The organism is Bradyrhizobium sp. LB13.1, from assembly GCF_054056815.1.
On sequence record NZ_JBSRYQ010000001.1, the window covers coordinates 5,751,537 to 5,763,896 of the forward strand.

The following is a 12,360-nucleotide window of genomic DNA, read 5'->3' on the forward strand; positions in this document are numbered from 1 at the left end:
ACCGATGACCGACGACATGTTGAACCTGCGCACGCTTGTAGAGAAGACCCCAGACGCCGATCTGCTGCGCGAGATGATCGGCTTTGCCGCCCAGCGTCTGATGGAGCTGGAAGTCGAAAGCCAGACCGGGGCGGCCTATGGCGAGAAGACTCCCGGGCGTCTGGCCCAGCGCAACGGCTACCGCGACCGGATCTGGGAGACTCGTGCCGGTGCGGTCGAGCTGCGTATCCCCAAGCTGCGCAAGGGCTCCTACTTCCCGGGCTTCCTCGAGCCACGGCGGATAGCCGAGAAGGCGCTCACGGCCGTGGTGCAGGAAGCCTACGTGCAGGGCGTATCGACCCGCTCGGTGGACGATCTGGTGCAGGCCATGGACATGACCGGGATCTCCAAGAGCCAGGTCAGCCGGCTGTGCGGCGAGATCGACGACAAAGTGAAGGCGTTCCTCGCCCGTCCGATCGAGGGCGACTGGCCGTATCTGTGGATCGACGCCACCTACGTGAAGGTGCGCCAGAATGGCCGCATCGTCTCAGTCGCGGTGATTGTCGCGGTCGGCGTCAACAGCGACGGCCGGCGCGAGGTTCTGGGCATGGATATTGGCCCCTCCGAGGCCGAGACGTTCTGGACGGCCTTCCTGCGCAAGCTCGCCCGCCGCGGCCTGCGCGGTGTCAAGCTGGTGGTGTCCGACGCCCACGAGGGCATCAAGGCCACCGTAGCCAAGGTGCTCAACGCCAGCTGGCAACGCTGCCGCGTCCACTTCATGCGCAACGCGCTGGCGCATGCCGGCAAGAGCGGCCGGCGGGTGGTCTCCGCCTTCATTGCCACAGCATTTGCCCAGGACGATGCCGAGGCCGCGCGAACCCAGTGGCGCAAGGTCGCCGACCAGCTCCGGCCAAAACTGCCGAAGCTTGCCGGCTTCCTGGACGAGGCCGAGACCGACGTGCTGGCCTATATGACGTTCCCGCTGCAGCACCGGACCAAGCTGCACTCCACCAACCCGATCGAGCGCCTCAACGGCGAGATCAAGCGGCGCACCGAGGTGGTCGGCATCTTCCCCAACGAGGATGCCATCGTTCGCCTCATCGGCGCGATCCTGCTCGAACAGAACGATGAATGGGCCGTCCAGCGCGCCCGTTACATGACACTGGAAACAATCGCGCCGTTGAGCGATGATCCGAGTGTCAGCCTCACGGCTATCGCCAGCTGACCAGCCCGGCTCTCGCCGGCGAACGCGGTGATCCACCGCCAGCTACACCACGCCACGGGACACGATCGAATTTTCGGCAGGAACTTTGTCTGATCATGAATACACTCCTTGCGCCCATCGTCCTCGGCACGTTGCTCATGGCTATCGGTGTCGCGGCGCGGAAGTCGCAGCTCGTCGCTTTTCCCGAGTTCTTACTCGTCAGCGGCCGATGTAAGCGCGGTGCCTCCCTCTGGACGCGTAGACTGACCGTACGCAACCCCCTCGCCTTAGGATCAAGGGTTCTCGTATCGAAGGCGAGGGCCGCCTGGACAGCGACCCTCGGGTTCGCAACTATCGGCAGACACGCACGTGCTTGACGATACGCCGGCCATGATAACCGCGCTTGACTATGGTCCGCACCGTGCAAACCCTCCGATGATGATTGTAATAGCGGACCTGCACCGTCTCGGATGTTGCCCCTGCGCCGACCGGAGGCGCCGTCATCGCACTGGCGGGAACCGCGAAATGAGTGCCCGCAAGCAAAGCAGCGGCGGCGAGACCATAGGCGAATTTCTTCATATTTTTTCCTTGCGTATGCCCCGCTTCGCACTTTCACGTCTGTTCAATGAACGCGGAGTGAACGACGGCGTCGATAATTGTTGTCGCGATCTTTGGCCGCAGGAGCATCAGTACAAAGCTGACAAGCAATAGATCCTCTTCAAAGCTCGAAGAGCGGCAAATCCCGCAGAGAGAGGTAACTGGGAGTTCAGAAGCACCTGGCTTCGCTTGCATGGGTCGCAAGAATGGGCGGAGGCCGCTTTTTGGTTGTTGCCATCCCAGAAGTCGCTATTTTGAATCTGACTGCCTCGATAGATTAAGCAGCGGCCTATAGCGGGCGGAGCAAACGCACTCACCAGAACAACGGAACTTGCCGTGCTTTCGCTGATGGATATTGCCGCCGTTCTGCTTACGCTGTCAGCCGTCTTCGGCTGGCTCAATCACAAATTTCTGCCACTGTCCCGCAGCGTAGGACTTCTCGTGATGAGCGTCCTGACGTCATTGCTCCTGATCGGCTTGGATGCGGCAATTCCCAACATTCAGCTGCTCGACCAGCTTGCCAGTGGGCTCCGGCAGATCGACTTTGCCGAAGTCGTAGTGAATGGGATGCTTGCATTTCTTCTGTTCGCTGGCGCCCTGCACGTGGATCTGGAGACACTCAGGAGCCGCGCATTTCCGGTGCTTCTTCTGGCCGTGTTCGGCACGCTGATCTCTACGGCGCTCGTCGGTCTAATCTTTTGGCTGATCTGCGGCCTTATGAACTTACCTGTGCCGCTCGCCTGGGCGTTCGTCTTCGGAGCCTTGATAAGCCCGACGGATCCAGTGGCCGTTCTCACCACACTTCGCAACACGAATGTGCCGAAAGAGCTACAGATCGAGGCCGAAGGCGAAGCGTTGTTCAACGACGGCGTCGGAATTGTCCTGTTCACGATTCTGCTTCGTTTCGCGAGCTCGGGCGATGGTGCGCATGTTTCGATTGCCGATGTCGCGCAGTTACTGGTTCGCGAAGCTGGTGGCGGGATCGTGCTCGGCTTATTGAGCGGCTATATCGCGTATCGCGCGATGCGGCTCATTGACGATTATGCAATCGAGGTGCTGATCTCCCTCGCGCTCGTCACTGCGACCTATGCTCTCGCGCTTCATTTGCACGTTAGCGGGCCGCTTTCCATGGTCGCCGCAGGTCTTCTCATCGGCGACCGAGGACCGCGATATGCGATGAGCGAGCGGACAAAGGGGTATCTTTTCGCGCTCTGGACACTTATCGACGAAATTCTTAACTCTGTTCTTTTTCTGCTTATCGGGCTCGAGACCTTGATACTGCGATTTGATCTCCGCAGTCTCGTTCTGGCGGCGGCAACTGTGCCAATCGTCCTCTTGGCGCGGTTTGCCTCGGTTGCAGTACAGCCGTTTCTGTTCGGATGGACACGGCTGCTCTCGTTGCGCAACGCACCTTTCCTGACCTGGGCAGGCGTGCGTGGCGGCATTTCAGTTGCCCTAGCCTTGTCGCTGCCGGATAACTCGGCCAAGGCCGCCATACTCGCCTCAACCTATGCGGTCGTCCTGTTCAGCATCATCATCCAAAGCTCGACTCTGGGCTGGGTTGCAAGACGTACTGTAGGTCAATAGGTCAGCTCTCCTCGAGCCGACCTGGCTCCGCTCGGTCAATCCTCATAGCTGTCGATAACCGCATCTGCGATCACACGTTTGGTGACGACGCCGACGACATCGTTCACGCGCGGGCGTGAAGCAGTGCGGACAGCGATTGCAGCGCCGGCCCGATGGCGCTTCAACCTGGCGAACACCAAGCTCAAAAGATCCTGATCGCGGCAAACGACCATTCGTCGCTCGACGAAGTGCTCGACCACGAGCGTCGGATTCGATTGCGATTCCGCCCATAATCCGGAACGCGGCGGAATGAGCCCAACAATCCGGCCTTCTCGCTCGACAACGATCGCAAGCGCATCGTTGATATCTTCCGCAGCCATAGCCTGTTTTAGGGTTGTCCCCACCCTCGCGATAATAAAGCGCCTTTCCATGATGTCTTGGGCCTGCTTCACCAGGTAGAGGTTGATATGCCGTTCCTTCGGAATGCGGTGCCCACGGTGGCGCAGCTTGACGGTGTAGATCGTCTCATTGACAAGTGCGCGCCTGACGCCTGCCGCCAGCGCCACCGCAACGATCACCGGAACGATGATTGCGTAATCGCGCGTCATTTCGAAGACCATGACGATCGCCGTCATGACGCCGCCCGTCCCTGCGCCGACGATGGCCGCCATTCCGACGATCGCGGCCGAAGATGGCGTCAGCCCTGAATGAGGCAGAAAGGAATTGCTTGCAGCGGCAAAAGCGGCGCCCAGAGTGGCGCCAAGGTAAAGCGAGGGCGAGAAGATCCCGCCCGACGCTCCGCAGCCGAGACTAACCGTGGTCGCAACCAGTTTCAGCACAAACAGCAGCGCCAATAGCCCGGCCGCTACCATCTTGTGGTTCAGTATCTCCTGAATGACAGAGTAGCCCACACCATCGATGTAGGAGTGACCATAGGCATGGGTGAGGGCCACCATCATCAGGCCGATTGACGACATGCCAATGATGTTTTGAACATACTCGTTGCCAGACAGCTTTGGAAAGCCGTCTTCCATGAAGACGAGCAGACGGATGAACGCCCAAGCTGCCGCGCCCGACAACACGCCGAGCAGGATGAATGCAATGGCCTCCTGGATATTGAACGATGCAACCATGCTGAATTGAATGTCCGGAACCGTAAATGCCGGGTCCGGGCCGATCAGGATGCGCCCAATCGTGGTCGCAGCCCCCGTGGCCACGACGACAGGAAGGAATGTTCGATTCGAGACTTCCGGCAGAAGAATTTCCAGAGCAAACAGCACGCCGCCCAGCGGAGTATTGAAGGTTGCGGCAATACCGGCGCCGGCGCCCGCTGACAGCAGCGTGATCCTTTGTCGGGTCGAGAGTCCGATGAATTGAGCAAAGGCTGAGCCGAGCGCCGAGCCTATCTGGATAATAGGGCCCTCTCGTCCCACGGCGGCGCCGCTTCCGATCGATACTGCGGAAGCGAGCGCCTTTATCAAGGCCACTGTGCCGCGAATTTTGCCGCGCTTGTAGAAGATCGAGTCCATGACTTCGGGCACGCCATGACCCTTTGCCTCAGGAGCGAAGCGCCTGACGAGGAAGACGACGACGAGGCCGCCGATCACAGGTGCAAGTAGAATAAAGTCACCAAACGGGCTGGGCCCCTCACTGATGTTCGCGTTATAAACGACGCTTAGCGTGCCCTTATAGAACAAATTATGCACCAGGCCGATCAGAGCGCGGAAGGCGACGGCGCCAAGCCCGGTCATGACGCCAATTGCCAAGGCAAGCGCGCAAAGTACGAGAAGGCTGACTCTCCGCTCTTCAGCAAACGGATTAACGCCGCTGCCGATCAGGGATTTTCTTGGGCCGTAAGTCAGGACTGAGGGCATTTTGTCACAAGAGCGTAAAACATCACGATATGAACTCCTGGCTCCGGAAAGCGGTTCCTGCCGAGAGGCCAAGCGAGACTAGAGGCCAATCCGCACCGCAGCGTCCACCCCACTAGCGGACGCTCTCATCGGGCGCGCATCAATTCATGGTGTGCGGGTCACCGGTAATCAGGAAGCTCTAGCTCGTCGGCAATGTCTCGCCCGATTGCGAGCCTGGCCAACCCTGGTATCGAAAAGCTTCTGATCACGAGGTTGCGGAAGAGCATTCCTGAGCGTGTCCGCGGCGCCAGCGCCCCAGCAAAGCGCTCGGCGCCCCGCTGTTTTCGGTCTATATAGCTCCTGAGCAACGCCTCATATCTGGCAAACGCCTCCGGATATCGTCCGTCGGCCGCGGCGAGTTCGCCGGCCAGCACATAAGCTGAAGTCATTGCCAGCGCCGACCCCTGACCGGCCAGCAGCGAGACGCAACAGGCGGCATCGCCGATGAGTGCCACACGACCTCTTGACCAGTTCGGCATCCTGATCTGACTGACAGCGTCGAAGTAGAGTTCGCCGGTGCGCTCCAGTTCAGTAAGCATATGTTCGCACTCCCAGCCATCGCCGCCATAGACCTTTCGGAGGAGCGCCTTCTGCGAGCCCGGCGTTTCAGGCAAAATCGCGCTATCCGCCGCAAATACCAGGAGGAACAACGTACGATTGTCACGCAGCGTGAAGCGGCCGACCATGCGGCCCGGTTGGCCGTAGATCAGATACACATCCTCGTTGCGCGGCCGATAGCCGCGAGCTTCGAACGCCGCCACGACATACCCTAGATGCCGCTCGAACCGTGCCTGGGGTCCAAAGACCAGCTTGCGAACGGCCGAATGCAGGCCGTCCGCACCAATGAGAAGATCGCACCTGCGCCTGCCGCCGTGCTTCAGCTGGACTTCGACGCAATCTGCTTTTTCTTCGACGAGAATGATCTCGTCGCCGAAAATGCTTTCAGCGCAGCCGTTAGATCGTTCGAACAGCAGGCGCGAGAGGTGGCTGCGTTGAACGGTGGCGTATCGTCCGTTCGTCAATTCCGCGAAAACGCGCGTGCCGAAGCCGGCTAGTCGATGGCCGGCCTCGTCTACAATCCGCAATTCCTGAACGTGGTAGCCGTCGCGATTGATCTCCGGGAGCAATCCCATCCGTTCGGCGATGGTGTAGCCAAGCCCCCAGAAGTCGATGACATAGCCTCCTCCACGCAGAGCTGGAGCGTGCTCGACAAGCGTAGGCTCGAAGCCTGCTGCCCTCAGCCAGTAGGCAAGTGTGGGCCCAGCAATTCCAATGCCGGAGATTAGAACATTCTTCATGTCCTCGCCTCAGAGACGAACCACAATGTTAGCGCAGCGCCCCAGGTCGCTCTGGTGCTCCGACACTGCTCCCCTATTTGTCGTGCGACAAATTTCGCTCTGGTAGCTAGGACATTTAAGGCCGCGACGGAGTATTACCTTCAAGCTGAGCAAAGTACCGAAGGACAGTTCCGTCTGAACGCGCGGGTCGCTGGCTCTCGGTCGCGGTGCGATCGTTCCGTTCATGTTCCGAGTTGTCCCATCTGCGCCGGCGGACATCACCAACCTGAAGTTCCGGACCGTTTCGACAAAGGAGACGAATTGGAAGACAAGTTGACTGTTCATATCCGGCATATAGAGCGCACCCTCCGAGTAAGCGCGATGGGCCTATTTCTCGCCGTCTCGGTATGGTTGCTTCGCGATATTTTATTACTCTCGTTCAGCGCCGTCGTCATCGCTTGCGTTTTGCGGGGTGCAAGCAACGCCGTCCAGCGGGCAACGCGCCTCGGTCCATACACCTCGTTACTCTCCGTCATCCTCGTGACTGGACTGGCACTCGGTGCGCTACTGTGGTGGCGCGGCAGCGCAATTTTCAACCAGGCCGACGAAATCAGTCAGCAACTGAGAATCCAACTGGAGCGGATATGGGGCGAACTGGAACATAGCTCGTGGGGCTCGATCTTGGCCCAACAGTTGCTGATCGCCGGAAAGTCTCTGCGCGCTGGCCTGACTGGCTACGTCCCAGGCGTCGTTGGCTCCGTTCTCGGCATCAGTGGCACTCTTGTCGTCACGGGGGCGACAGCAATATTCCTCGCCGCATCGCCTCAACTGTATCTCGAAGGCTCGCTTCGTCTGCTTCCAATGACATGGCGGCCTCGTGGCCGGGAAGTTGCCAGGGAGCTCGGTGCTACGCTCAGGCTCTGGTTTCTTGGACAATTCATCGACATGCTGATCGTGGGGCTGTTCCTCGGATTGGGCCTTCTGTCGATCGGTTCGCCCTTGGCACTTTCACTGGCCCTGCTGGCGGGTTTGCTGAACTTCGTGCCTTACATCGGGGCGCTTGCCGGCGCCGTGCCGGCGATCCTTGTGGCCTTGTCTCAGTCTCCTATTCTAGCCGCTTGGGTCGCTCTCTTGTTTTTGTCGATCCAGCTATTGGAGGGAAATGTAATCGCACCATGGATCCAGAAAAGGACGATTTCGCTACCGCCGGCACTTACGATACTTTCCCAAACCGTGCTCGGGACTCTTTTCGGATTGATCGGGCTAATCGTTGCAACGCCTTTGATCGCGGTCCTGCTCGTTGCTGTCCGGATGATCTATGTTGAAGGGTTCTTGGAGCGCGAGAGTAAACAGTCCTCCCCAGAAACACATCGCTAAACGGTGCGGCGGCTATGCCGTTGGTACGGTGTCGTACACGCGCAAGTCTGGTCCGGCACTCGGCGCGACATAGTGTCCCGAACTCTTGACGCGAGAAACCAACATTGCAGGCTCAAGTTGAGACCGCGTTCTGAAATCACAGGAGCCACAGATGCGGAGACTCACACTTGCACTTTCTCTCACCGGCCTGATCGCAATTTCTCCTGTCAGCAGTACTCAGGCTGCACCTCTGACAGCGCTGTCTGCGGCCGCGGGCCCGACGGTGCACATCTCGGCGGTTCAGGATAATCTCACGCAGGTTCGCTGGCGCGGGGGCTGGGGGATCGGCGCAGGACTACTGGCAGGAGCGCTGATCGGCTCTGCCATTGCTGCCCCGTACTATGGGGAATATCCGCCGTACTATGGGTACAGATACCCATATGCGCGCTACGGTGGGTACTATCCAGCATACACCTATACACCTTACGGAAGTAGCTATGGCTGGGGACCGCAACCATACGCCTGGGGCCCGCGCCCCTGGCGCTATAGCTACGGCTGGTCCGCGCCGAGGCCGTGGGGATATACGGTCCGGCGTGCGCATCCCTGGCGTCATAGCTACGGCTGGGCGCCACGGCCCTACCGGCATCATCATGGCGTGATCCGTGCGCACCATCGGTGGTGACGCGCCGCGCTTGCAGCAAAGTGCCCGGCGCGTTCAGCAGGATCGTGCCGGGGAAGCTGCAGTCGCGGAATAGTTCTTGGAATGGGTTCGACCCGCCTACATGCGTTCTTTCACGCCGAGCTCTATCAGCCACCAATTCACTGGATAGCTCGTGAAAAATCCCGCGACCATCGCGATCTGCATCATGAACCAAAACTCTGGCATTGACGGCTCGAGCCTCACCCCGAGGACATTCCTAAAAATCGCGAACTGCGCGATTGCCATGAAACCGTACATACCGATTTGCCACGCAGTGAGCGAGGACTATCCCGTCTACAACTTCAAAGGTCAGTTCCGGTTGAACGTGACTTGGTAGCGGCACGATCGGCAGCTGTCGAATGCGACGACTCTCTTTCCATGAGTTTAGTCGTGGAATCTCGGACAAACCCCAGTTCCGAGATGAACTTCGAGAACCGGGTATATGCGACCTTCACCTGCTCGCGTTTTATGAATTCGGTATGCAGCGAGTTCGTGCTGCGCGCGACGGGTCCTCCGCGATCATTGCGCTGATTCGCTCCGCGTAGGGATCGAGCTTTCCGGCCGGAGCGACCTGGCCGGTCTTTTCGAATTCCTTGAACCATTTCGCGACCGTCGAATGATACACGCACATGCGCTTGCCGACATGGTGCGGCGTCAGACCGCTTTTCATGGCTTCGACCGCCAACAGCTTGTCCTTCTGCGGGACGCGGTGCATGCGACGAGGTTCGGTTACGGACTCGACCGGAGCTGGCGGCTGCCGTTGCAAGACGGCCTCGAATTGCGCGCGATCGTAGACCTTGCCTTGCGTTTTCTCGAGGGAGAATATTGGAAGCGCTCCGATCGATCTGAGCCAGCAGCTTCGTCTGGGCGTCGCGCACGAAACCCAGTTCCGTGATGGATTGCGAGAACCGCGTGTAGGCGACCTTTATGCCCCCGCGGTTCATGAACTCCAGGTCGAGTGCGAGCGTGCTGCGCGCCGGGTCCGCCTCGATCATGGAGACGATCGCGTCGGCGTACTGATCGAGCTTGCCGCTCTCCGCCGTGTCAAGATCAGCCCCCTCGGGTCGAAGCGCACGATCAGGGATAGGTGCGTAGCCGGGTGATCGTCTCAGGCAGCGATGCCATGAGCAGCACTACGCAGACGCACAGCAGCACGATATCCTTGAATAAGAACTCGCCGGCCAGATTCCAGGCCATCGGGTCCGTCGAAATGCTCCATTTGACGACGCCGGGAGTCGTGAAGAAGAACGACCAGGTCACCATGAAAGTAATGACTCCCATGAGGGACCCCAATGCCGACATCAAAGGACTGAATGCGCCGACAGCCAGCAAGATTGCGATGATGAATTCCGTCACGCCAAGGAAATAAGCTTCCCCCCTGAAACCGAACAGCGATAGCCAGGAAACGAACGGACTATGGCTTATGAACTGCTCTATGCCCTGAGCCGACTGCAAGGTGAACTTCTGCATGCCGAAGGATACGAAAATCACGACCATGACCCACCGCAGAATCGCCAAAAGTCGATAGGAGCCTGCTCCGGTTTCTGCAATATTGAAGGTTTTCTTCAGCTCTCGCATCTTGCCGCTCCTTTGTGGTCGATGCTGGCTGTACGTGGGCGTGGGTTCAATCGTTACGGACGCTGCGAACCTTTCGGTTCACGATCCCGTGCACCGTTCAGTTGCACGAACACCAAGTAAACATTTGCTGCCGAGGCTCCCAGATTTCGCTCCATCGCAGACTTTCGGCTTACTCAGGTATTTCCAGCAACCTTGCGGCTTTTTTGTAGATCTTCGTTAGATCGTCGAGCATGTGAAGGACCTCTTTGAATTGCCCAAAGGAATAGTCCGGCCTTAGCTCGCTGATTCGTCGACGCTCTGCTCGAGCTTCGTCCAGCCGTCCGGCCGCCGCAAGCGTCAACGCCGAAACAGCGTGCGCATGAACATGATCTCCGGCATTCAGCCCGACAAGCTGGGCGCATTCGCCGGCCTCTTGCACTTTGCCGAGACGGAGCAACGCGAACGTCCGCACCCTAAAAGTTCCAAACATCATGGGATCGAACGGGCTGAGGCGGGCCGCGATATCGGCGGCACCTATCGCGCTCTCAGGGGGACCCGTCTGGCATTGCACGAATGCGAGAGAGTAGTGAGCGAACGCGTAGTTGGGACTCAAATCGATCGATCGATTGAGGCTGTCGACGGCTCCCACGTGGGCATACGCCAGCCATTTTGCGTGACCGACCGCGCAATGCGCCGCCGGGTCGTTAGGATCCGCCAAGAGCGCCTGCTCGGCAGTCTCCCATGCCAAAGCTATCTCGCGTTTCGATTCCAGCACATTCAGATGGAAAGCGTTGTGAAAATGCGTGAACGACAGTCCCGCGTAGCTTCGCGAAAACATCGGATCGCGGGCGATCGCCATGCTGAAGAAGTGCTGGGCCTCGAGGTTACCATCGCTTGTGAAGCGAGACATGCTGGTAAGTCCTCGATGGTACGCCTGCCACGCATCGAGCGAAGCTGGCGGTGTGAGCAGCGCACGGTTTCGTTCGATAATATGGATCTCTGCATCGAGGCCCGTTATGATGCGCGCCGCGAGCAAAGGAGGCACGGCGTAGGAATCGCCGGCATCGCACCTGAACTCGTCGACCCAGAAAATGCGATCGCTTGTGGGGTCGATCAACTCCACCGAAACAACGTAGCTTTTCCCGTCCCGTCGCAAATGGCCGGTCGCCACGTATTGCGCATTCACCAGGGCGGCTGCCGTTCCTGGAGGCAAGCTGCGCAACGAAAAGGCCGTCCCCCGGGCAATAACGCTGAAGCTTCGCAATTTCGCTAAACCGAAGATGATGTCGCAGGTGATGCTGTCGGCGTCCGCGATGCCTTCCGGCGCCGCCGTGAAAGGCAGCAAAAGCAGAGTGGATTTTCCCACGTTCCTCGTTGGCGGCTTCGGGGGAACGTCGAAACGCGCGTTTTCAATCAAGCTTGCGACGGTAGGCCTCGAGCAGCTCCGCCGCGCTGCCGCGAAAGCGGTCTCGAGCGATCCTGGATCGATGGCTTCAGCGCGAAAACGCGCCAAGGACAACTCGATCTGGTGCTGAGCTTCCGTATGAAGACCGCGATGGAGCAGCGCGCGAACAAGTTCGAGGTGAGCCGCTTCGTCGAACGGCGCCAATTCGATGCATTCTCGCAAGAATTCGATGCGTTCGTCGCTCTCTGGCGGCAGGACCGAAGTGAGACGTTCGAGAAGCTGCTGGCGCATCTGACGGAAACGGTGCCGCTGGCCAGCAAGCCAGTTTTCGATCGAAGGAGCGCCGTCGACCGAGAGACCTTCGAGGAACTCTCCCTTGAACAACGCCAACAGCGACCGAAGCTCTCCGGGCGACGCCGTCGCCAAGGCCTTCTGCATCCTTAGTGTGACGGACTGGGCATCGACATCGAGCGAACCTGCGTCGATCCAAACCTGCTTGCGGTCGGCGACGATCCGCCTCTCCGTCGGCCTGTCCATGAGGGGGCGCAGCTTGGAAAGACACCAGCGCAACTCACCCCGCGGGTCGTCCGCGACATCCCAAAACAACTCGCACAGCTTCTCGCGGGTGACCGGGCGCGGCGACATTGCCAGATACGCAAGAAGAGCCCGGACTTTACGCGAGGGCGGCTGATCCAAGGGGACATCGTCGCGGATGACCTGGAGCGGTCCCAGCAACTGCACTCGATCCGTCGACTGATGCGCCATTTCCACGGTCGCTCCAACGCTCGCTCCAACGAGGACCGCTT

Annotated in this window: 9 protein-coding genes and 1 pseudogene; 4 read left to right on the forward strand and 6 right to left on the reverse strand. The window is 59.3% G+C overall.

The window, feature by feature from the left end; all coding sequences use genetic code 11:
• The first annotated feature begins 4 nt into the window (after window positions 1–4).
• The 3 genes from ACVWYI_RS28030 to ACVWYI_RS28040 all read left to right on the forward strand — a co-directional run bounded on the left by ACVWYI_RS28030 (window position 5) and on the right by ACVWYI_RS28040 (window position 3,367).
• Entirely contained in the window at window positions 5–1,204 is a 1,200-nt protein-coding gene (locus ACVWYI_RS28030; protein WP_354052785.1) for an IS256 family transposase, read from the forward strand.
• A gap of 504 nt (window positions 1,205–1,708) precedes the next feature.
• A complete protein-coding gene (locus ACVWYI_RS28035; protein ID WP_354052783.1) occupies window positions 1,709–1,894 on the forward strand; it encodes a hypothetical protein in 186 nt (61 codons plus the stop codon).
• A gap of 222 nt (window positions 1,895–2,116) precedes the next feature.
• On the forward strand, window positions 2,117–3,367 hold the full coding sequence (locus ACVWYI_RS28040) for a cation:proton antiporter (protein ID WP_354052781.1): 1,251 nt from the start codon (window positions 2,117–2,119) through the stop codon (window positions 3,365–3,367).
• A 35-nt stretch (window positions 3,368–3,402) separates the two neighbouring features.
• Here ACVWYI_RS28040 and ACVWYI_RS28045 read toward each other — a convergent pair whose 3' ends face one another.
• The gene (locus ACVWYI_RS28045; RefSeq protein WP_354052779.1) at window positions 3,403–5,220 is read right to left on the reverse strand and encodes a chloride channel protein; all 1,818 of its coding nucleotides are present in this window, start codon (window positions 5,218–5,220) and stop codon (window positions 3,403–3,405) included.
• Window positions 5,221–5,378: 158 nt separating this feature from the next.
• Window positions 5,379–6,557 carry an FAD-binding domain gene (locus ACVWYI_RS28050; RefSeq protein WP_354052778.1) on the reverse strand — a complete coding sequence of 393 codons (1,179 nt, stop codon included), beginning with the start codon at window positions 6,555–6,557 and terminating at the stop codon, window positions 5,379–5,381.
• Between the two features lie 300 nt (window positions 6,558–6,857).
• On the opposite strand from ACVWYI_RS28050, the gene ACVWYI_RS28055 reads away from it, so the two are divergent.
• A complete protein-coding gene (locus tag ACVWYI_RS28055; RefSeq protein ID WP_354052776.1) occupies window positions 6,858–7,913 on the forward strand; it encodes an AI-2E family transporter in 1,056 nt (351 codons plus the stop codon).
• A 757-nt stretch (window positions 7,914–8,670) separates the two neighbouring features.
• Here the strand turns inward: ACVWYI_RS28055 and ACVWYI_RS28060 are convergent.
• The 4 genes and pseudogenes from ACVWYI_RS28060 to ACVWYI_RS28075 all read right to left on the reverse strand — a co-directional run.
• Window positions 8,671–8,874 (reverse strand): annotated as a pseudogene (locus tag ACVWYI_RS28060) (DUF4396 domain-containing protein); the annotation flags it as partial.
• Between the two features lie 184 nt (window positions 8,875–9,058).
• The gene (locus ACVWYI_RS28065; protein ID WP_456663724.1) at window positions 9,059–9,307 is read right to left on the reverse strand and encodes a helix-turn-helix domain-containing protein; all 249 of its coding nucleotides are present in this window, start codon (window positions 9,305–9,307) and stop codon (window positions 9,059–9,061) included.
• A 362-nt stretch (window positions 9,308–9,669) separates the two neighbouring features.
• Window positions 9,670–10,170, reverse strand: coding sequence for a DUF417 family protein (locus ACVWYI_RS28070; RefSeq protein WP_354052772.1), 501 nt, complete (start codon window positions 10,168–10,170; stop codon window positions 9,670–9,672).
• 169 nt (window positions 10,171–10,339) lie between these two features.
• Window positions 10,340–12,319, reverse strand: coding sequence for a BTAD domain-containing putative transcriptional regulator (locus ACVWYI_RS28075; protein WP_456664582.1), 1,980 nt, complete (start codon window positions 12,317–12,319; stop codon window positions 10,340–10,342).
• Between the last annotated feature and the right edge of the window lie 41 nt (window positions 12,320–12,360).